This is a genomic window from Pseudomonas sp. R28(2017) (genome assembly GCF_002112505.1).
GTDB lineage: Bacteria > Pseudomonadota > Gammaproteobacteria > Pseudomonadales > Pseudomonadaceae > Aquipseudomonas.
This window is the reverse complement of sequence record NZ_NEHW01000010.1, coordinates 42,752-62,363: the sequence shown is the minus strand read 5'-3', so window position 1 is coordinate 62,363 and position 19,612 is coordinate 42,752. Positions and strand designations below refer to the sequence as shown.

The window sequence follows — 19,612 nt, the reverse complement described above, 5'->3', positions numbered from 1 at the left end:
TGTCTTTCTTCTGCGCCGGCCTCTTCGCGGGCAAGTCGGGGCGCGAAGAGGCCGGTGCAGGCTTCAACCGGCCTCAGCGCCCGCCCATGATCGCAATGTAATCCTGGGTCCAGCGGCTATAGGGCACGAATTTGCCGCCCTGGGCCTGTGGGGTTTTCCAGAAGGCGATCTTGTCGAAGTTGTCGAAGCCGTTGGTCTTGCACCCTTCAGCCCCCAGCAGCTCACTTCCGGTGCAGGCTGCCGGCACTGCCGGCAGCGAGCCGAACCAGGCTGCCACATCGCCCTGCACCTTAGGTTGCAACGACCAGTCCATCCACTTGTAGGCGCAATTGGGGTGCTTGGCCTCGCTGTGCAGCATGGTGGTGTCGGCCCAGCCGGTGGCGCCTTCCTTCGGAATGGTCGAGGCCACCGGCTGGTTCTCGGCCTTCAGGCCGTTGACCATGTAGCCCCACGAACTGGAGGCGACCACGCCTTCGTTCTTCACGTCGCTCATCTGTACCGTGGCGTCGTGCCAGTAACGGTGGATCAGCGGTTGCTGCTGGCGCAGCAGTTCGAGCACGGCCTTGTACTGGGCTTCATTGAGCTCGTACGGGTCCTTGATCCCCAGCTCGGGTTTGGCCGACTTCAGGTACAGCGCCGCGTCGGCGATGTAGATCGGCCCGTCATACGCCTGCACGCGGCCCTTGTTCGGCTTGCCATCGGGCAGGTCCTGGGGCTCGAACACCACGCTCCAGCTGGTCGGTGCCTGTTTGAAGGTGGTGGTGTTGTAGAGCAGCACGTTCGGGCCCCACTGGTACGGCGTGCCGTACACCTGTTTGTCGACTACGTACCAGCCACCGTTCTGCAGGCGTGGGTCGATGTGCTTCCAGTTGGGGATCAGCGCCGTGTTGATGGGCTGTACGCGCTTGCCGACGATCAGGCGCAGCGAGGCGTCGCCGGACGCGGTGACCAGATCGTAGCCGCCCTTGGTCATCAGGCTGACCATTTCATCGGAGGTGGCAGCGGTCTTGACGCTGACCTTGCAGCCGGTTTCCTTTTCGAAGCCGGTGACCCAGTCATAGGCCTTGTCGCTTTCACCGCGCTCGATATAGCCGGGCCAGGCGACGATATCCAGCCGGCCTTCGCCGGCGCCCAGGGCCTTGGGCAGCTCGGCAGCCTGCAGGCCGGCGCTGGCCAGCAGCGCGCCGGTCACGGCGCCGAGCAATGCGGTCTTGTGCACTGACATGGTGTTCCCTCTTCTTGGAGATCTTGGTCGGGGCAGTCGTCAAGAAAGCAGTGAAGCAATGGTTATAAGCGTAGTCGCCTGTGCGAGTTGTTGGCGATGACGAGTCTAGTTGGCTTTTTGCCAGCTAATGCAACATCCGGAAGCAAATCCTTGGGTGGCGTGCAGGGTGGCAAGCCTTACTCTGGGCGCTCCTTTCCGTACCGTGGAGACATGCGCATGAACACCCGGGGCCTGCTCGACCAGTTGCTCAAATCCGGCCAGGAACTGCTCAACAAGCCGTCCGGGGCGGGCAAGCCATCGGCTGGCAGCGGTGGCCTTGGCAGCCTGCTCTCCGGGGCGGGTGGAGGCGCCTTGGGGGCGGGCGCACTGGGCCTGCTGCTAGGCAGCAAAAAAGCCCGCAAGTATGGCGGCAAGGTGCTCACTTACGGTGGCCTGGCCGCGCTCGGCGTGCTGGCCTACAAGGCCTATGGCAACTGGCAGGCGCGCCAGGGCACAGGGCAGGGCGCCGAGCCGCAGACCCTTGACCGCCTGCCGCCGGCCCAGGCCGAGCAGCACAGCCAGGCGGTGCTGCGGGCATTGGTGGCAGCGGCCAAGTCCGATGGGCATATCGACGAGCGCGAGCGGGCCCTGATCGAAGGCGAATTCACCCGCCTGGACAGCGACCGCGAGCTGCAGCACTGGCTGCACGATGAGCTGAACAAACCGTTGGACCCGGCCGAAGTCGCCCGCGCCGCGCAAACGCCGGAGATGGCTGCCGAGATGTACCTGGCCAGCCTGATGATGGTCGATCAGGAAAACTTCATGGAGCGCGCCTACCTCGACGAACTGGCCCGTCAGCTGCGCCTCGACCCGGCCCTGCGCCAGGAGCTGGAGCGCCAGGTACGGCCTGGCGCAGCCCAATGAACGGGCAAATGGCCTGTCCGACCGGGATAGAGGCCTGAATACCTCGTATTTCAGCCGCAAAAGCGTAGGAAGCCTGGGCTATACTTCGGCGATTTTTCCCGCTCGTTGTGAATTCCTGAGGGCTGAATGTGAAGAACTGGACCTTGCGCCAACGGATCCTGGCAAGTTTCGCCGTGATCATCGCCATCATGCTGCTGATGATCGTAGCCGCCTACTCGCGGCTGGTGACGATCGAAAGTGCCGAGGAAGCGGTGGGTACAGACAGCATTCCAGGTGTCTACTACAGCTCGATGATCCGCAGTGCCTGGGTCGACAGCTACGTCACCAGCCAGCAGCTGGTGGGCCTGTCCAACCGCCGCGACATCACCCAGGCCGACATGGAGCTGTTCAAGAGCTTCGATGATCGCCTCAAGCAGTACATGGCGAGTTACCAGGGCACCATCCAGGACACCGACGACCAGGAACGTTTCGACACGTTCATCAAGCTCGAGGAAAACTACCTGAAGGTAGTCGGCCAGGTGCTCGAGGCCTACCGCCAGCACAACTACGCCGAAGCCGAGCGGCTGATCGGCGAGGTGCTGACCCCGGCCTGGGTGGAGGGGCGCAAGCACCTGAACACGGTGATCGAGCACAACCGCCAGTCAGCGGACGCCGCCACCCACGAAATTGTCAGTGCCGTGAGCACCGCCAAGGGCAGCATGATGGTCTCGCTGCTGCTGGCGATCATTGCCGCCGGTATCTGCGGCCTGTTGCTGATGCGCGCCATCACCGCGCCGGTTCAACGCGTGGTGCACGCTCTCGACAAGTTGCGCTCGGGCGACCTCAGCATGCGCCTGAGCCTGGACCGCAAGGACGAGTTCGGCGCCATCGAAAGCGGTTTCAACGAAATGGCCGAAGCACTGGCCAACCTCGTGGCCCAGGCCCAGCGCTCGTCGGTGCAGGTGACCACGTCGGTCACCGAGATTGCCGCCACCTCCAAGCAACAGCAGGCCACCGCCACCGAAACGGCCGCCACCACCACCGAGATCGGCGCCACCTCGCGTGAAATCGCCGCCACCTCGCGCGACCTGGTGCGCACCATGACCGAAGTCACCTCCGCCGCCGACCAGGCCTCCAGCCTGGCAGGTTCCGGCCAGCAGGGCCTGGCGCGCATGGAAGAGACCATGCACCAGGTGATGGGCGCCGCCGACCTGGTCAACGCCAAGCTGGGGATCCTCAACGAAAAGGCCAGCAACATCACGCAGATGGTGGTGACCATCGTCAAGGTGGCCGACCAGACCAACCTGCTTTCGCTCAATGCCGCCATCGAGGCGGAAAAGGCCGGTGAATATGGCCGCGGTTTTGCCGTGGTCGCCACCGAGGTGCGGCGCCTGGCCGACCAGACGGCCGTGGCCACCTACGACATCGAGCAGATGGTGCGCGAGATCCAGTCGGCCGTGTCGGCCGGGGTGATGGGCATGGACAAGTTCTCCGAAGAAGTGCGCCGCGGCATGTTCGAGGTGCAGCAGGTGGGCGAGCAACTGAGCCAGATCATTCACCAGGTCCAGGCCCTGGCGCCGCGTGTGCTGATGGTCAACGAGGGCATGCAGGCCCAGGCCACCGGTGCCGAGCAGATCAACCAGGCCCTGGCCCAGCTCAGCGATGCCAGCACCCAGACGGTGGAGTCGCTGCGCCAGGCCAGCTTCGCCATCGACGAGTTGAGCCAGGTGGCCGCCGGCCTGCGCGGTGGTGTATCGCGCTTCAAAGTCTGATCACCATGACCGACCTGCATTCCAACCCGGCAGCGGCGGCCAGCGCCAAGGGCACGCTGTACCTGCAGTTTCGCCTCAACCAGCAGCGCTTTGCCCTGGACGTGCGCGAAGTGATCGAGGTGCTGCCGCGTCGCCCGCTCAAGCCGATTGCCCAGGCACCGGCCTGGGTGGCCGGTATCCTTGCGCATCGTGGTGTGCTGGTGCCGGTGGTCGACCTGAGTGCGCTGAGTTTCGCCCAGCCGGCAGCCGAACGCGCCAGCACGCGCCTGGTGCTGGTGCGCTACCGGCACGAACAGGTGCTGGGCCTGATCCTCGAGCAAGCCACCGAAACCCTGCGCTGCATGGCGCAGGAGTTCCAGCCCTATGGCCTGGACAACGGCGAAGCACCCTACCTGGGCCCGGTTCGCCAGGACGCCCAGGGCCTGCTGCAACGGATCGAGGTGGACGACCTGCTGACCGATAGCGTGCGCGAGCTGTTGTTCCCCAACGCGACAGGGCAGGGGGTGCCATGAGCGAGCAACGTTTCTTCCGCTACCTGCAGGAGCGTATTGGCCTGGATGTCGAGTCTGTGGGCGTGCCGATGGTCGAGCGGGCCCTGCGCCAGCGCTGCGTCGCACTGGATGCCACCGATCTGGATGATTACTGGGTTCGCCTGCAGCAATCGCCGGACGAGCAACTGGCCCTGATCGAGGCCGTGATCGTCCCGGAAACCTGGTTCTTCCGCTACCCGGAATCGTTCACCGCATTGGTCGGCCTGGCCCAGAAGCGCCTGGCCGAACTGGCCGGTGAGCGGCCGTTGCGCCTGCTCAGCCTGCCGTGTTCCACCGGCGAGGAGCCGTACTCGCTCGCCATGGCCTTGCTCGACGCCGGTATCAGTCCGCTCGATTTTTGCATCGACGGGATCGATATCAGCCCAAGTTCTGTCGCCAAAGGCATACAGGGCTTCTATGGCCGCAACTCGTTCCGCGGCAGCGAACTGTCGTTTCGCGAGCGCCATTTCCGTGAGTGCGATGACGGCCACCAGCTGGATCAACGGGTGCGTCAACAGGTGAACCTTGAGGTGGGCAACGTGCTCGATCCGGCGCTCGCCAGCCGCAATGGCCAGTACGATTTCGTGTTCTGTCGCAACCTGCTGATCTATTTCGATGTGCCGACCCAGCAGCGCGTGTTCGAAGTGCTCAAGCGCCTGGCGCAGCCGCAGGGCGTGCTGTTCATCGGCCCTGCCGAGGGCAGCCTGCTGGCGCGGTTGGGGATGCGGCCGTTGGGGATCGCCCAGTCGTTTGCCTACGTGCGGCAACCGGCGGATGCGCCCGCAGTAGCGGTTTTGCCGCCGAGCCGAGTGACGCCACCCGTTGTTCCGAATCGACCGAAACCTGTGCCTGCACCGCCTGCGCGGCCGCTGCGCGCGGTTACGCCTGCGCCTTTGGCAGCGCCACCGTGCCAGAGCGAAAGCGAGTTGCTGGCCAGCATCGCGCGCCAGGCCAATGCCGGCGACAGCGCCCAGGCCCGCGCCAGTTGCCAGCGCTATCTGCGCGAGTTTGCACCCCAGGCCCAGGTCTACTACTGGCTGGGGCTGCTGAGCGATACCGAAGGCGATGCACAGCAGGCGCTGACCCATTACCGCAAGGCGCTGTACCTGGAGCCTCAGCACCCTGAAGCCTTGCTGCACCTGGCCACGCTGCTGGCGGCCCAGGGCGATGAAGCGGGTGCCCGCCGACTGCAGGAGCGCGCGGCACGGGTTGGTCGGGAGTCTGAACGATGAAAGCCGAACACGCGCTGGAACTGCTGGCCCAGGACGATGCGCGCATCGACGACTGCTGGAACCGCATCGGCGTACATGGCAACAAGCAATGCCCGTTGCTGGAGCGGCATATCCATTGCCGCAACTGCGAAGTCTACGCGGCGGCGGCCACGCGCCTGCTCGACCGCTATGCGCTGATCGAAGCCGACCTGGCGCACGCAGAGGCACCGGCCGAAATCAGCGCCGGGCGCTCGCTGCTGCTGTTCCGCCTGGGCGAGGAGTGGCTGGCCCTGGCCACTGCCTGCCTGGCCGAGATCGCCCCCCTGCAGCCGGTGCACTCGTTGCCGCATCAGCGCTCCCGGGTGCTGCAAGGGGTCGCCAACGTGCGCGGTGCACTGGTGCCGTGCCTGTCACTGGGCGACCTGCTGGGCGTGGAACGCTTGTCGGAACCTGCGCGCAGCGGCAGGGTGATGCCGCGCATGCTGATACTGGCGGCGACGGGTGGGCCGGTGGTCATGGCTGTAGACGAGATCGACGGCATTCACCGGCTCGATGCCACGCAGCTGGACGCTGGCGAAGATGCCGCGCCGTTCACCGCCGCGGTATTGCAGTGGCGCGGGCGCAGCGTGCGGGTGCTGGACGATCAACAATTACTGTCTGCCGTGCAGCGGAGCCTGTCATGACCCCAGAGCAAATGCGCGACGCATCGCTGCTCGAACTGTTCAGCCTGGAGGCCGAGGCGCAGACCCAGGTGCTCAGCACCGGGCTGATGGCACTGGAGCGCAACCCGGCCCAGGCCGACCAGCTGGAAGCCTGCATGCGTGCAGCGCATTCGTTGAAAGGGGCGGCGCGCATCGTCGGCATCGATGCCGGGGTCAGCGTCGCCCATGTCATGGAAGATTGCCTGGTGGCGGCCCAGGAAGGCCGGCTGCTGTTGCGCGCCGAACACATCGATGCGCTGCTGCGCGGCACCGACCTGCTACTGCATATCGCCACGCCTGGTGACCCGAATGGCGAAGCGTTGGTCCCGGCGTTCCTGTTGCAGATGGCCAGCTTGCTCGACCCCGGTGCGGTGCCAGCCCCCACTACAGTTGCGCTTGAACCACCGTTGCCCGTGGTTGCGCCAGCCCAGCCCGAACCAGTGGCGCCGGCCGTCGAGGCCGAGGTGGAACCCGCCGCACCGCGCAAGGCCGGCAAACGCGCGGTCGAGGGCGGTGAGCGGGTGTTGCGGGTGACCGCCGACCGCCTGAACAGCCTGCTCGACCTGTCGAGCAAGTCGTTGGTCGAGACCCAGCGCCTGAAGCCCTACCTGGCCACCTTGCAGCGCCTCAAACGCATGCATGGCCAAGGCATGCGGGCCCTCGACGGCCTGAAAACGCAGCTTGAAGACAGCGGCCAGAGCCCCGAAGTGCTCGACGCCCTGGCCCAGACCCAGCGCCTGCTGCTGGAGACCCAGCAGATCCTGCAGCAGCAGGCCGCCGACCTCGACGAGTTCGGCTGGCAGGCCAGCCAGCGTGCCCAGTTGCTGTACGACACGGCATTGGCCTGCCGCATGCGCCCGTTTGCCGACGTGCTCACTGGCCAGAGCCGCATGGTCCGCGACCTGGGCCGTTCGCTTGGCAAGCAGGTGCAACTGCAGATCGATGGCGAAAAGACCCAGGTCGATCGCGACGTGCTGGAAAAGCTCGAAGCGCCGTTGACCCACTTGCTGCGCAATGCGGTCGACCATGGCATCGAACTGCCCGAGCGGCGCCTGCTGGCGGGCAAGCCCGCAGAAGGCACGATCCGCCTGCGCGCCTCGCACCAGGCCGGGCTGCTGATCCTTGAGCTGAGCGATGATGGCGCTGGCATCGACCTTGAGCGCCTGAAACGCAACATCGTCGAGCGCGGCCTGTCGCCAGCCGACACCGTGGCGCAGATGAGCGAGGCCGAACTGCTGACCTTCCTGTTCCTGCCGGGCTTCAGCCTGCGCGACAAGGTCACCGAAGTGTCTGGGCGCGGTGTCGGCCTGGATGCCGTGCAACACATGGTGCGTGACCTGCGTGGTTCGATCGAGCTGACCCAGGTGGCTGGCCAGGGCTGCCGCTTCCACCTGGAAGTACCCCTGACCCTGTCGGTGGTACGCAGCCTGGTGGTGGAGGTGGGCGATGAGGCGTATGCGTTCCCGCTGGCGCATATCGAGCGCACCCTCGAAGTGGCAGCCGATGAGATCGTGCAGATCGAGGGGCGCCAGCACTTCTGGCACGAAGGCCGGCATATCGGCCTGGTGGCGGCCAGCCAGTTGCTCAACCGGCCGGCAGGGCAGGGCCAGGCCAGCAGCCTGCGGGTGGTGGTGATCCGTGAGCGCGAGCAACTGTACGGGGTGGCCGTGGAGCGCCTGATCGGCGAGCGGGTGTTGGTGGTGATGCCGCTCGACCCGCGCCTGGGCAAGGTTCAGGACATTTCTGCCGGGGCGTTGCTGGACGATGGCTCGGTGGTGCTGATCATCGATGTCGAAGACTTGTTGCGCTCGGTCGAGAAACTGCTCAGCACAGGCCGCCTGGAACGTATCGAGCGCGGCGCGCAGGGCGCGCGGGGCGTCAGCCGCAAGCGCGTCCTGGTGGTCGACGACTCGCTCACCGTGCGCGAACTGCAGCGCAAGCTGCTGAGCAACCGTGGCTACGACGTCGCGGTGGCGGTGGACGGCATGGACGGCTGGAACGCCCTGCGCGGCGAGGACTTCGACCTGTTGATCACCGACATCGACATGCCGCGCATGGACGGCATCGAACTGGTCACCCTGGTGCGCCGCGACCAACGGTTGCAATCGTTGCCGGTGATGGTGGTGTCCTACAAGGACCGTGAAGAAGATCGTCGACGTGGCCTGGACGCTGGCGCCGACTACTATTTGGCAAAGGCCAGCTTCCACGACGATGCGTTGCTGGATGCCGTGGTGGAACTGATCGGAGGTGCTCAGGGATGAAGGTCGCCATCGTCAACGATATGCCCATGGCAGTAGAAGCCTTGCGCCGGGCCCTGGCCTTCGAGCCGGCGCACCAGGTGGTCTGGGTGGCCGGCGATGGTGCCGAAGCCGTGCGCAAGTGCGCCGAGGACACCCCCGACCTGATCCTCATGGACCTGATCATGCCGGTGATGGACGGCGTCGAGGCGACCCGGCGGATCATGGCCGAAACGCCCTGTGCCATCGTGATCGTCACCGTCGACCGCAAACAGAACGTGCACCGGGTGTTCGAGGCCATGGGCCATGGCGCCCTGGATGTGGTCGACACCCCCGCGTTGGGCGCCGGTGACGCCCGTGAGGCAGCGGCGCCGCTGCTGCGCAAGATCCTCAATATCGGTTGGCTGATCGGCCAGCAGCGGCCCGGCGCGAGCAAGTCGGTCGCCGCCCCCCTGCGCGAGGCCTCCCAGCGCAGCGGCCTGGTGGCCATCGGCTCGTCCGCGGGCGGCCCTGCCGCGCTCGAGGTGCTGCTCAAAGGCCTGCCACGTGGTTTTCCGGCGTCGATCGTGCTGGTCCAGCATGTTGACCAGGTGTTTGCTGCCGGCATGGCCGAGTGGCTCGCCAGCGCCTGTGGCTTGCCGGTGCGCCTGGCCCGCGAAGGCGAGCCGCCACAACCCGGGCAGGTGCTGCTGGCCGGCACCAATCACCACATCCGCCTGCTACAGGGCGGGCAGTTGGCCTACACTGCCGAACCCGTCAACGAAATCTACCGGCCCTCGATCGACGTGTTCTTCGAGAGTGTGGCGCGCTACTGGAGCGGCGATGCGGTGGGCGTGCTGCTCACCGGCATGGGGCGTGATGGCGCCCAGGGCCTTAAGCTGATGCGCCAGCAGGGCTTTATGACGATTGCCCAGGACCAGTCCAGCAGCGCGGTCTACGGCATGCCCAAGGCCGCTGCGGCTATCGATGCAGCGGTAGAAATCCGCCCGCTTGAGCGAATTGCCGGGCGCTTGATGGAACTCTTTGCAAAATGACGACACGTATTGAATCGCGCCGCATCGGCGGCCGTGGTCAGGTGAATTCGAATGACTGATCTACCGATCGAAGGCTTCGCGACGCCCAACGAGAATTCGGCCATGGTCCTGCTGGTCGACGACCAGGCGATGATCGGCGAAGCGGTGCGGCGTGGCCTGGCCCACGAAGAGAACATCGACTTCCACTTCTGCGCCGACCCGCACCAGGCCGTGGCCCAGGCCATGCGCATCAAGCCCACGGTGATCCTTCAGGACCTGATCATGCCCGGCCTGGACGGCCTGACCCTGGTGCGCGAGTACCGCAACAACCCGGCCACCCAGGACATCCCGATCATCGTCCTGTCGACCAAGGAAGACCCGCTGGTCAAGAGCGCGGCCTTCGCCGCCGGGGCCAACGATTACCTGGTCAAGCTGCCCGACACCATCGAGCTGGTGGCGCGCATCCGCTACCATTCGCGTTCCTACCTGACCCTGCTGCAGCGCGACGAGGCCTACCGCGCCCTGCGCGTGAGCCAGCAGCAGCTGCTCGACACCAACCTGATGCTGCAGCGGCTGATGAATTCCGACGGCCTCACCGGGCTGTCCAACCGCCGTCACTTCGACGAGTACCTGGAGCTGGAATGGCGCCGGGCCATGCGTGAGCAGCAGCAATTGTCGCTGCTGATGATCGATGTCGATTACTTCAAGGTGTTCAACGACAGCTTTGGCCACCTCGCCGGCGACGAGGCCCTGCGCCAGGTGGCCGAGGCCATTCGCGGCTCCTGCTCGCGGCCGACCGACCTGCCGGCGCGCTACGGTGGCGAGGAGTTCGCCCTGGTGTTGCCCAATACCTCGCCCGGCGGCGCGCGCCTGGTCGCCGAAAAGCTGCGCCAGACTGTGCTCGGCCTGAACATTGCGCACAGCGCGCCGACCGCGGATTCACTGCTGACCGTGAGCATCGGCCTGGCGACCCAGACCCCAGCCATCGGCAGCCATTGCCGGCAGCTGATTTCGGCGGCGGACAAGGGCCTGTACCTGGCCAAGAACAACGGGCGCAACCAGGTCGGCATCGCCTGAGGCTGATGCGGCTGCCCAACGGGCTGCCGCAGTTCCCTGGATCGGTTATACTCGCGGGCTTTTCACCGAATTCGCACGAGAGCAGCCCGCCCATGGAAATCCAACCGATTCTGAACACCATCAAGGACCTCACCGAGCGTTCCCTGTCCATTCGGGGGTATCTTTGACTACGATCACAAGCATGACCGCCTGATCGAAGTCAACCGCGAGCTGGAAGACGCTGCCGTCTGGAACAAGCCCGAGTACGCCCAGGCCCTGGGCCGCGAGCGTGCCATGCTGGCCCAGGTCGTCGAGACCCTGGACAAGATGGCCAACGGCCTGGCCGACTGCAAGGACCTGCTCGACATGGCTGTCGAGGAAGGTGATGAAGGCGCCGTCAGCGACGTCGAGACCGAGCTGCAGGCCCTGGAAGAATCCCTGGCCCAGCTTGAGTTCCGTCGCATGTTCAGCGGCGAGATGGACATGAACAACGCCTACCTGGACATCCAGGCCGGCTCCGGCGGCACCGAGGCGCAGGACTGGGCCAACATCCTGCTGCGCATGTACCTGCGTTGGGCCGACAAGCGTGGTTTCGACGCCACCATCATCGAACTGTCCGAAGGTGAAGTCGCCGGCATCAAGGGCGCCACCGTGCACATCAAGGGCGAGTACGCCTTCGGCTGGCTGCGCACCGAGATCGGCGTGCACCGCCTGGTGCGCAAAAGCCCGTTCGACTCCGGCGCGCGTCGCCACACCTCGTTCTCGGCGGTGTTCGTGTCCCCCGAGATCGACGACAAGGTCGAGATCGAGATCAACCCGTCCGACCTGCGCATCGACACCTACCGCTCCTCTGGTGCCGGTGGTCAGCACGTCAACACCACCGACTCGGCGGTGCGTATCACCCACGTGCCGACCAACACCGTGGTGGCCTGCCAGAACGAACGTTCCCAGCACGCCAACAAGGACACCGCCATGAAAATGCTGCGGGCCAAGTTGTACGAGCTGGAAATGCAGAAGCGCAACGCCGCCTCGCAGGCACTGGAAGACAGCAAGTCGGACATCGGCTGGGGCCACCAGATCCGTTCCTACGTGCTGGATGACTCGCGCATCAAGGACCTGCGCACCGGCGTCGAGCGCAGCGACTGCCAGAAGGTCCTGGACGGCGACCTCGACCAGTACCTGGAAGCGAGCCTCAAGCAGGGCCTGTAAGCCGTACACCACTGCCGCGCTACCTGGCCAGCTGCCGGTGGCGCGTGCCCTGCCCGAAAAGGGCAACGAATACCTGATGGAAAGAATGACGACATGAGCGACCTCAAGACCGAATCGCAAGACCTGCAACAGGAAGAAAACGCCCTGATCGCCCTGCGCAAGGAAAAACTTGCCGCCGAGCGTGCCAAGGGCAATGCCTTCCCCAACGACTTCCGTCGCGACAGCTACTGCAACGACCTGCAGAAACAGTACGCGGACAAGACCAAGGAAGAGCTGGAAGCAGCCGCGATCCCGGTCAAGGTTGCCGGCCGCATCATGCTCAACCGTGGCTCGTTCATGGTCATCCAGGACATGACTGGCCGTATCCAGGTCTACGTCAACCGCAAGACCCTGCCGGAAGAGACCCTGGCTGCGGTCAAGACCTGGGACCTGGGCGACATCATCAGCGCCGAAGGCACCCTGGCCCGCTCCGGCAAGGGCGACCTGTACGTCGAGATGACCAACGTGCGCCTGCTGACCAAGTCGCTGCGCCCGCTGCCAGACAAGCACCACGGCCTGACCGACACCGAGCAGCGCTACCGCCAGCGCTACGTCGACCTGATGGTCAACGAAGAAACCCGCCACACCTTCCGTGTGCGTTCGCAGGTGATCTCGCACATCCGCAAGTTCCTCATCGAGCGCGACTTCCTCGAAGTCGAGACGCCGATGCTGCAGACCATCCCGGGCGGCGCCGCGGCCAAGCCGTTCGAAACCCACCACAATGCCCTGGACATGGCCATGTTCCTGCGTATCGCGCCGGAGCTGTACCTCAAGCGCCTGGTGGTCGGTGGTTTTGAAAAAGTGTTCGAGATCAACCGCAACTTCCGTAACGAAGGCGTTTCGACTCGTCACAACCCAGAATTCACCATGCTCGAGTTCTACCAGGCCTACGCCGACTACCGCGACAACATGGACCTCACCGAGGAACTGTTCCGCGAGCTGGCGCAGCTGGTGCTGGGCACCACCGACGTGCCATACGGCGACAAGGTGTTCCACTTCGGCGAGCCGTTTGTGCGCCTGTCGGTGTTCGACTCGATCCTCAAGTACAACCCTGAGCTGACTGCCGCCGACCTGCAGGACGTCGACAAGGCCCGTGCCATTGCCAAGAAAGCCGGCGCCAAGGTGCTGGGCCACGAAGGCCTGGGCAAGCTGCAGGTGATGATTTTCGAAGAGCTGGTCGAGCACAAGCTGGAGCAGCCGCACTTCATCACCGAGTACCCGTTCGAAGTCTCGCCGCTGGCCCGTCGCAACGACGACAACCCGGCCGTGACCGACCGCTTCGAGCTGTTCATCGGTGGCCGCGAGATCGCCAACGCCTACTCCGAGCTCAACGATGCCGAAGACCAGGCCGAGCGCTTCCTGGCCCAGGTGGCCGAGAAGGACGCGGGTGACGACGAAGCCATGCACTACGACGCCGACTTCGTGCGGGCGCTGGAGTACGGCATGCCGCCGACCGCCGGTGAAGGTATCGGCATCGACCGCCTGGTGATGCTGCTGACCAACTCGCCGTCGATCCGTGACGTGATCCTGTTCCCGCACATGCGCCCACAGGCCTGACTGATCTGAACAAGCCGCCTTTCGGGGCGGCTTTTTCTTGCCTGTACACTTGTATTGGCTGTACCGGCCTCTTCGCGGCGGTACAGGTCGACCACTGTCCATGAGGTAACCACTGTGACACCCGCAATGGCCCAACAAGGCGCCGCCGGCATCGCCACCGCCGTCGCCGAAAGCGTGCAGTACCAGGGTCGCAAGACCGCCCGTCAAGGCAGCGAACAGCGCCGCCAGCTGATCCTCGACGCTGCCATGCGCATCGTCGTGCGCGATGGCGTGCGTGGCGTGCGCCACCGCGCCGTGGCCGCCGAGGCGGGTGTGCCGCTGTCGGCCACCACCTACTACTTCAAGGACATCGAGGACCTGCTCACCGATACCTTCGCCCAGTACGTCGAGCGCAGCGCCGACTACATGGCCAAGCTTTGGGCCAACACCGAGGTGGTCCTGCGCCAGCTGCTCGCCCAGGGTGATGGCAGCGTGCAGTCGCGGGCACGGCTGGCCGACGAAATCGCCCGCATGACCGTCGACTACGTCCAGCGCCAGTTGCTCAACCGCCGCGATTTCATGATGGCCGAACAGGCCTTCCGCCAGGAGGCGCTGCTGTGCCCGCGCCTGGCCGAACTGGTGTGCGCCCACGAGCAGATTCTGCTGCACGGCGCCCGCCAGCTGCTGCAGGTGGTTGGCTCGCAGCAACCGGAACAGGACGCCCAAATGTTGACGGCGATTATCGAGCAGATGGAATATCAGGGCCTGCTCAAGGATGCCGATGCGCAAGCCGATGGGCAGATGCTCGCTATGCTTACCCGTTACCTGCACCTGGTGCTGGCATCGGCTTGAGCTGAGACCGAACTTTCAAGGAGAACCTGATGAAAGCCTGGCGTGTGGTGTTGTTGACGTTGTCATTCCTGCTGCTGGGCGGTTGTCTGGTGACCTTTCATGAGCCGCTGCCGAGCAACCAGGCGGCGCCCAAGGCCTTGCTCGGCAAGTGGAGCAGCAAGGACGCCTGGGGCGAGCCGCTGAAGCTGACCATCAGCCGCAGCGGCGGCGATGCCTACAAGGCTGTGGCCACGGCCAAGGGCAAGGCGCCCGAGGAATACACCTTCACCGTCTCGCGCCATGGCAACCGCTGGTACCTGTCGGCTGGCGTGCCCAAGCGCCTGGGCGGCAACTTCCTGATCGGCGGTTTCGACATCATCGATGGCAAGGAACTGGTGGTCTACAACCTCGACATCGAACAGGTGCAGCAGGCGGTCGAGCACAAGGAACTGACCGGGCGCACGACCCAGGTGCCGGAAGAGAACGGCGAAGGTGTGCTGATCGACAGCCCATCGACGCGGGTGCTGGCCTATCTGGATGACCCGGCCAACTCCGACCTGTTCGTCGAAGTGGCGCGCTTCCAGCGCTCCGGCAAGTAAATCACCTGTGCCGGTATGTTCGCGGGCATGCCCGCTCCCACAGGGACCACGCTGGTTTCAAGCTTGGTGCAATACCTGTGGGAGCGGGCGTGCCCGCGAAGGGGCCGGCACAGGTATCTTGTTCTAGAAAGGAGTCCCCGGTGGACGAATACCAGCAAACCATCCGCGCCCTGTCCGACCGCATCGTCGCGGCGCAGACCCCGATCCGGGTCCTGGACGCGGTGAAATGGGACGACAACATTCGCCAGGGCTTCCTCAAGGCCAAGGGCAAGGAGCCGCCCGCCGTTGACCGCGCGTATTACCTGGCCCGCCCGCTTTCGTTCGACTCCAGCGCGGTGAAGGCCGAGTTCCAGGCCATCGAGCGTGACATCATTCGCCAGCTCGGCCAGTTCAACCCGGTCGGGCAGATCATGAAACGCATGTGCCGCGAGTACCGCATGGTCGTGCGCATGCTCGAGGCCCGCGGTACCGAAGACTTCGGGTTGATCTCCCAGGAGCTGTACGGCGCGGCCTCCGACGCCTTCCACGCCGGGGACCCGACCCTGGCCGACCTGGGGCTGATGCTCTCGGACTACCTGAACAACATCGACGGCCGTGGCGACCTCAAGGACGAGCCGAAGAACCTGACCGCCAAGGAGGCCGTGGACATCCTCCAGCGTCGCCTGAACAAGGTGTTCGGCGAGGCCGAGGAAACCATCCGGGTGTTCGAGTCGGACGGTATCGTCGCCGATGCCGCAGCCGGTGCCGACTACATCAAGGTGCGCGCCGATGCCATGTTCAACAACCGCGACGTACGCGCGCTGGAGGTACATGAAGGGCTGGTGCACGTGGGCACCACCCTCAACGGCCTGAACCAGCCGATCTGCACCTTCCTGGCCAAGGGCCCGCCCTCGTCGACGGTGACCCAGGAAGGCCTGGCGATCCTCATGGAGGTGATCGCCTTCGCCTCCTACCCCAGCCGGCTGCGCAAGCTGACCAACCGTACCCGTGCCATCCACATGGTCGAGGAGGGCGCCGATTTCCTGCAGGTGTTCGACTTCTTCCGCGAGCAGGGCTTCGAGATGGCGCAGAGCTACAGCAACGCCAGCCGGGTGTTCCGCGGCTCGGTGCCCAATGGCCTGCCATTCACCAAGGACTTGTCCTACCTCAAGGGCTTCATCATGGTTTACAACTACATTCAGTTGGCCGTGAAGAAGGGCAAGCTCGAACAGATTCCGCTGTTGTTCTGCGGCAAGACCACCCTGGAAGACATGCGCACCCTGCGCCAACTGGTCGAGGAGGGGCTGGTGGAGCCACCCAAGTACCTGCCGGAGCAGTTCCGCGACCTCAATGCACTGTCGGCCTGGATGTGCTTCTCCAACTTCCTCAACCACCTGAGCCTGGATCGCATTGAAGCCGACTACGCGAACATTCTCTGAGCGTTGCCGCCTGCTCGCCCTGGGCCTGCTGTTGCTGGGGCTGGGCGGTTGCAGCAGCCTGTTGTTCTACCCCGAACCCGGCCAGCCGTTCACCCCGGAGCGGGCCAAGCTGGAATACCGCGACATCAGCCTTACCACCGCCGATGGCCTGCGCCTGCATGGTTGGTGGCTGCCGGCCAAGGCGGGGGTGGCGGTCAAGGGCACGGTGCTGCACCTGCACGGCAATGGCGGCAACCTGCCGGGCCACCTGGGCGGCAGTTACTGGTTGCCGGAGCAGGGCTACCAGGTGCTGATGGTCGATTACCGCGGCTATGGCCTGTCCGAGGGCACGCCGAGCTTGCCTGAGGTCTACCAGGACATCGATGCGGCGATGGCGTGGCTGGGCCAGGCCCCCGAGGTCAAGGGCAAGCCCCTGGTGCTGCTCGGGCAGAGCCTCGGTGGGGCGATGGCGATCCACTACCTGGCGCAGCACCCTGAGCAGCGCCAGCGGTTCAGTGCCCTGGTGTTCGACGGCGTGCCGGCCAGTTACCGTGGGGTCGGCCGTTATGCCTTGAGCACCTCGTGGATGACCTGGCCGCTGCAGGTGCCGCTGTCCTGGCTGGTACCGGACGGCGACAGTGCGATTCGCTCGATTGGGCAACTGAGCAGCCCGCCGAAGCTGTTCTTCCACAGTATCGACGACGCCCTGGTGCCGATGGACAGTGGCATCCGCCTGTACCAGCAGGCACCGGCGCCACGAGTACTGCAGCTGACCCGAGGTGGCCACGTGCAGACCTTCGCCGACCCGGTGTGGCGCCAGGTGATGCTGCGCTTCCTTGATGACCCCAGCCATTTCAACGGCCTGCGGCGGCTTGCCGAAGTGCCCAACTACCCTGACGAGAAGAACGAGCAATGAGTGAAGAACGCAACGCCATCCCGCTGATCCTGACCGGCGTCGGCAGCATCATCGTGACGGTGGGGGCCCTCTGGTACTACGGCTACCTGCATTTCGCCAAACCTGAGGATGCGCTGCTGCTGCAGGACTTCACCATGCTCAAGACCATCCCCGGCGAAGACTACAAGGTCTCGCTGGACCCGGCGCCACAGGTGGCCCAGTGCGTGGATGGCGTGCTGGTGCTGTTCGATACCGAGCAGAAGGGCCTGACCGGCGTGCTGGTGGACAGCCGCAAGCGCGCGGTGCGCTGCATGGGCGAGGAGACCCCGCAGCAGGTGCAGTGACCCGAACCTTGTAGGTGCCTGTACCGGCCTGTTCGCGGGCAAGCCCGCTCCCACAGGTACGGCGCTGCCCTCAGGCTTGCGATATACCTGTGGGAGCGGGCTTGCCCGCGAAAGGGCCGGTACAGGCAAAGAAAAGCCCCGCATCGATCGCGGGGCTTGTCGTTTTAGCCAACCGGTCTTACTGGCTGACCTGGCTCACCGAACGCGGTGCCACCGGCTGGTTGTCGTTGGAGATGGTCACCTCCACCCGACGGTTCTGCGCGCGGCCCGAGTTGCTGGCGTTGTCTGCCACCGGGTATTCCTTGCCATAGCCCTGGGCGACGATGCGCGCCGGGTCCACGCCTGCACGCACCAGCGCCATGCGCACGCTGGCGGCGCGGCGTTCGGACAGGCCCTGGTTGTAGTTGGCCGAACCGACGCTGTCGGTGTAGCCCTCGACGATCACCTTGCGCTCCGGGTTTTCCTGAAGGAACTGGGCCAGCTTGGTGATGTTCGGGTAGGCGTTGCTCTTGAGGTTGGCCTTGTTGAAGTCGAACAGCACGTCACCGAAGGTCACCAAGGTGCCGCGGTCGGTCTGCTTGGCGTTGAGGCTGTCCTGCAACTTGGCGATCTGCGCGTCGCGGGCATCGAGCTTGGCCTGGGCCCGCTGGGCCGAGGCATTCTTCAGCTCGTTCTCGGCAGTGCGCAGGGCGATGGTCTGCTTGGCCACTTCGATGCGCTGGTTGGTCAGGTAGGCGAGCTGGTCGACTTTCTTGCTGTCTTCACGCTCCATGAAGGCCTTGTCGGACTTGTTCAGCCAGTCCTGGGCATCCTTGGTCTCGAGCGCGGCAACCTTGCTCGACTGCGGGTCGCTCTGCAGCGCCGAGAAATTGGTGCGGGCCGACTCCAGGTTCGGGTTCGGGTCGTGGGAGCAGGCAGCGAGGCCGACGCTCAGGGCCAGCAGGGCGGGAATCATGACGTAGTTGCGCATAGTGTTCATCCTTTGATCGGTTGCGAAGGCTCGGGTTGGCGTGGCGGCGCTCATTCAGCGCTGCGCATGCCTTCCTGACGTACGTCCTGAACGCCCTGGCGGGCATCCTGCACGGCCTTCTGGGCCTTGGCTGCCTGGGCCTTGCGTTCGGCGACGCGGGCATCCCATTCGGCCTGCTCGGCCAGCAGCTTGGCTTCGTCATACTTCTTGTCGTGCATGGCAATTTCAGCCTGCTTGAACTTGTCCTGGGCCGCTTTCATTTCCACGGCGGCGAACTCGGTGCCGCCCGCGCTGACAGCGGAGTTCACGGCGGACTGGGTAACGGCGTACTGCTCGGTGGGCGGGTTGCCCGCACAGCCGGCCAGGACCAGGCTACTGCCGAGGGCCAGCGCGGCCAGCTTGAGCCCGCGCACGTGGGTGGATAGGGGTTTTGCAGTGCGGGTCTTCATGGTGGTCAGCTCCATTGGATCACTCCTGATAACGACGATGTCCGTAGCAGTCCATCGCTCAATCCCTGGCATTGCCTGCGCTTGCGCCGAACGATGCACCACGGCAGGTGTGCAGGGTTTTAGCGTGATGGCTATTGGCTGGGACTTGAGCGTTTTTTGAAAGGTTCAGAAAAAGTTGCCTGGGCTACCTATCTATTTCTGACTAATCGGTCAGCAGGTTTTGCCGGGAACTTTCTGTATCTGGAGTGGTTTCCGGGCCCGTTGCAGGCCCGGAATTTCAGGATGAAGCTTAGTTTCCGCTGTCGTCGCCGGTGTTGCTGAGGTCGTGCAGATGCCGCCGTGACAAAGCCAGAAAGCGGGGAGTGGGGCCGATGTCTTCATACAACGGGTCACCTTCCTCGTCGGTGGCAATGACCTTTCGGCCCTGCACATAGGGGAAGCTGGCTTCCAGTTCTTCCAGCGCGGCGGCGACCAGTTCGCCGAGCAGTTCCTCGGCCGTGCGCTTGGGGTACATGTCGATCAGGGCGGCCAGGCGTGCCTCGGACTCCAGGTCCAGGTGCAAGGCGTGGCCGGTGGGGCTCAGGGTGCCGGCGGCATTCTGTTCCCAGTGCTGGGCGAGTTCGCGGATTTTCATGATGACCTCTGTCAACGCCAGAAAGGCTGCATTGCTTCGGACTGCTGTGCCTTGATTTTAGTTTGCTTTGTGCGATCGCGGC

The 19,612-nt window shown here is 64.8% G+C and carries 19 protein-coding genes; 15 read left to right on the top strand and 4 right to left on the bottom strand.

What is annotated here, in order from left to right:
• Nucleotides 1–73: 73 nt before the first annotated feature.
• Nucleotides 74–1,225 carry a putative ABC transporter substrate-binding protein YdcS gene (ydcS, locus tag CAF78_RS18165; protein WP_085673347.1) on the bottom strand — a complete coding sequence of 384 codons (1,152 nt, stop codon included), beginning with the start codon at nucleotides 1,223–1,225 and terminating at the stop codon, nucleotides 74–76.
• 216 nt (nucleotides 1,226–1,441) lie between these two features.
• On the opposite strand from ydcS, the gene CAF78_RS18160 reads away from it, so the two are divergent.
• The 15 genes from CAF78_RS18160 (at nucleotide 1,442) to CAF78_RS18095 (ending at nucleotide 17,477) form a co-directional block, all read left to right on the top strand.
• Nucleotides 1,442–2,128 (top strand): tellurite resistance TerB family protein, encoded by a 687-nt coding sequence (locus CAF78_RS18160; RefSeq protein ID WP_085673345.1) that lies wholly within the window; start codon nucleotides 1,442–1,444, stop codon nucleotides 2,126–2,128.
• A gap of 128 nt (nucleotides 2,129–2,256) precedes the next feature.
• Complete coding sequence (locus CAF78_RS18155) at nucleotides 2,257–3,879, top strand: methyl-accepting chemotaxis protein (protein ID WP_085673343.1); 1,623 nt, start codon at nucleotides 2,257–2,259, stop codon at nucleotides 3,877–3,879.
• A 5-nt stretch (nucleotides 3,880–3,884) separates the two neighbouring features.
• A complete protein-coding gene (locus CAF78_RS18150) occupies nucleotides 3,885–4,391 on the top strand; it encodes a chemotaxis protein CheW (RefSeq protein WP_085673341.1) in 507 nt (168 codons plus the stop codon).
• The gene (locus CAF78_RS18145; RefSeq protein WP_085673339.1) at nucleotides 4,388–5,641 is read left to right on the top strand and encodes a protein-glutamate O-methyltransferase CheR; all 1,254 of its coding nucleotides are present in this window, start codon (nucleotides 4,388–4,390) and stop codon (nucleotides 5,639–5,641) included. Before CAF78_RS18150 ends, CAF78_RS18145 begins: the two co-directional genes overlap by 4 nt.
• Nucleotides 5,638–6,303 carry a chemotaxis protein CheW gene (locus CAF78_RS18140; protein ID WP_085673337.1) on the top strand — a complete coding sequence of 222 codons (666 nt, stop codon included), beginning with the start codon at nucleotides 5,638–5,640 and terminating at the stop codon, nucleotides 6,301–6,303. The genes CAF78_RS18145 and CAF78_RS18140 overlap by 4 nt, the downstream gene beginning before the upstream one ends.
• Entirely contained in the window at nucleotides 6,300–8,582 is a 2,283-nt protein-coding gene (locus CAF78_RS18135; RefSeq protein ID WP_085673335.1) for a hybrid sensor histidine kinase/response regulator, read from the top strand. The genes CAF78_RS18140 and CAF78_RS18135 overlap by 4 nt, the downstream gene beginning before the upstream one ends.
• The gene (locus tag CAF78_RS18130) at nucleotides 8,579–9,592 is read left to right on the top strand and encodes a chemotaxis response regulator protein-glutamate methylesterase (protein WP_085673333.1); all 1,014 of its coding nucleotides are present in this window, start codon (nucleotides 8,579–8,581) and stop codon (nucleotides 9,590–9,592) included. The genes CAF78_RS18135 and CAF78_RS18130 overlap by 4 nt, the downstream gene beginning before the upstream one ends.
• Nucleotides 9,593–9,643: 51 nt before the next feature.
• A complete protein-coding gene (gene wspR / locus CAF78_RS18125) occupies nucleotides 9,644–10,648 on the top strand; it encodes a Wsp signal transduction system regulator diguanylate cyclase WspR (RefSeq protein WP_085673331.1) in 1,005 nt (334 codons plus the stop codon).
• Between the two features lie 92 nt (nucleotides 10,649–10,740).
• A protein-coding gene (gene prfB / locus CAF78_RS28160) for a peptide chain release factor 2 (RefSeq protein ID WP_139831352.1) occupies nucleotides 10,741–11,836 on the top strand; the annotation gives its coding sequence in 2 pieces (ribosomal slippage) (nucleotides 10,741–10,812 and nucleotides 10,814–11,836; 1,095 coding nt in all).
• Nucleotides 11,837–11,929: 93 nt separating this feature from the next.
• A complete protein-coding gene (gene lysS / locus CAF78_RS18120) occupies nucleotides 11,930–13,432 on the top strand; it encodes a lysine--tRNA ligase (RefSeq protein ID WP_085673328.1) in 1,503 nt (500 codons plus the stop codon).
• Nucleotides 13,433–13,558: 126 nt separating this feature from the next.
• Entirely contained in the window at nucleotides 13,559–14,263 is a 705-nt protein-coding gene (locus tag CAF78_RS18115; protein ID WP_085673326.1) for a TetR/AcrR family transcriptional regulator, read from the top strand.
• Nucleotides 14,264–14,292: 29 nt separating this feature from the next.
• A complete protein-coding gene (locus CAF78_RS18110) occupies nucleotides 14,293–14,841 on the top strand; it encodes a hypothetical protein (RefSeq protein WP_085673324.1) in 549 nt (182 codons plus the stop codon).
• A gap of 140 nt (nucleotides 14,842–14,981) precedes the next feature.
• Nucleotides 14,982–16,259, top strand: coding sequence for a flavohemoglobin expression-modulating QEGLA motif protein (locus tag CAF78_RS18105; protein ID WP_085673322.1), 1,278 nt, complete (start codon nucleotides 14,982–14,984; stop codon nucleotides 16,257–16,259).
• The gene (locus CAF78_RS18100; protein WP_085673320.1) at nucleotides 16,231–17,154 is read left to right on the top strand and encodes an alpha/beta hydrolase; all 924 of its coding nucleotides are present in this window, start codon (nucleotides 16,231–16,233) and stop codon (nucleotides 17,152–17,154) included. The genes CAF78_RS18105 and CAF78_RS18100 overlap by 29 nt, the downstream gene beginning before the upstream one ends.
• Nucleotides 17,151–17,477: a hypothetical protein gene (locus CAF78_RS18095; protein WP_085673318.1), complete on the top strand. Its 327-nt coding sequence runs from the start codon at nucleotides 17,151–17,153 to the stop codon at nucleotides 17,475–17,477. The genes CAF78_RS18100 and CAF78_RS18095 overlap by 4 nt, the downstream gene beginning before the upstream one ends.
• 178 nt (nucleotides 17,478–17,655) lie before the next feature.
• On the opposite strand, the gene CAF78_RS18090 is transcribed toward CAF78_RS18095, so the two are convergent.
• The 3 genes from CAF78_RS18090 to CAF78_RS18080 all read right to left on the bottom strand — a co-directional run bounded on the left by CAF78_RS18090 (nucleotide 17,656) and on the right by CAF78_RS18080 (nucleotide 19,530).
• Nucleotides 17,656–18,447, bottom strand: a complete 792-nt coding sequence (locus CAF78_RS18090; protein ID WP_085673316.1) for an OmpA family protein — start codon at nucleotides 18,445–18,447, stop codon at nucleotides 17,656–17,658.
• Between the two features lie 50 nt (nucleotides 18,448–18,497).
• Complete coding sequence (locus tag CAF78_RS18085) at nucleotides 18,498–18,911, bottom strand: DUF4398 domain-containing protein (RefSeq protein WP_085673314.1); 414 nt, start codon at nucleotides 18,909–18,911, stop codon at nucleotides 18,498–18,500.
• Between the two features lie 274 nt (nucleotides 18,912–19,185).
• Nucleotides 19,186–19,530: a pilin assembly protein gene (locus CAF78_RS18080; RefSeq protein WP_085673312.1), complete on the bottom strand. Its 345-nt coding sequence runs from the start codon at nucleotides 19,528–19,530 to the stop codon at nucleotides 19,186–19,188.
• Nucleotides 19,531–19,612: the final 82 nt, after the last annotated feature.

What these genes read in the sequence shown, in the direction of transcription:
- CAF78_RS18145 (WP_085673339.1), top strand. Translation starts at nt 4,388, where the DNA reads ATGAGCGAGCAACGTTTCTTCCGCTACCTGCAGGAGCGTATTGGCCTG.
- CAF78_RS18115 (WP_085673326.1), top strand. Translation starts at nt 13,559, where the DNA reads ATGGCCCAACAAGGCGCCGCCGGCATCGCCACCGCCGTCGCCGAAAGC.
- CAF78_RS18130 (WP_085673333.1), top strand. Translation starts at nt 8,579, where the DNA reads ATGAAGGTCGCCATCGTCAACGATATGCCCATGGCAGTAGAAGCCTTG.
- CAF78_RS18160 (WP_085673345.1), top strand. Translation starts at nt 1,442, where the DNA reads ATGAACACCCGGGGCCTGCTCGACCAGTTGCTCAAATCCGGCCAGGAA.
- CAF78_RS18090 (WP_085673316.1), bottom strand. Translation starts at nt 18,447, where the DNA reads ATGCGCAACTACGTCATGATTCCCGCCCTGCTGGCCCTGAGCGTCGGC.
- CAF78_RS18150 (WP_085673341.1), top strand. Translation starts at nt 3,885, where the DNA reads ATGACCGACCTGCATTCCAACCCGGCAGCGGCGGCCAGCGCCAAGGGC.
- ydcS (WP_085673347.1), bottom strand. Translation starts at nt 1,225, where the DNA reads ATGTCAGTGCACAAGACCGCATTGCTCGGCGCCGTGACCGGCGCGCTG.
- wspR (WP_085673331.1), top strand. Translation starts at nt 9,644, where the DNA reads ATGACTGATCTACCGATCGAAGGCTTCGCGACGCCCAACGAGAATTCG.
- CAF78_RS18140 (WP_085673337.1), top strand. Translation starts at nt 5,638, where the DNA reads ATGAAAGCCGAACACGCGCTGGAACTGCTGGCCCAGGACGATGCGCGC.
- lysS (WP_085673328.1), top strand. Translation starts at nt 11,930, where the DNA reads ATGAGCGACCTCAAGACCGAATCGCAAGACCTGCAACAGGAAGAAAAC.
- CAF78_RS18080 (WP_085673312.1), bottom strand. Translation starts at nt 19,530, where the DNA reads ATGAAAATCCGCGAACTCGCCCAGCACTGGGAACAGAATGCCGCCGGC.
- CAF78_RS18085 (WP_085673314.1), bottom strand. Translation starts at nt 18,911, where the DNA reads ATGGAGCTGACCACCATGAAGACCCGCACTGCAAAACCCCTATCCACC.
- CAF78_RS18135 (WP_085673335.1), top strand. Translation starts at nt 6,300, where the DNA reads ATGACCCCAGAGCAAATGCGCGACGCATCGCTGCTCGAACTGTTCAGC.
- CAF78_RS18095 (WP_085673318.1), top strand. Translation starts at nt 17,151, where the DNA reads ATGAGTGAAGAACGCAACGCCATCCCGCTGATCCTGACCGGCGTCGGC.
- CAF78_RS18110 (WP_085673324.1), top strand. Translation starts at nt 14,293, where the DNA reads ATGAAAGCCTGGCGTGTGGTGTTGTTGACGTTGTCATTCCTGCTGCTG.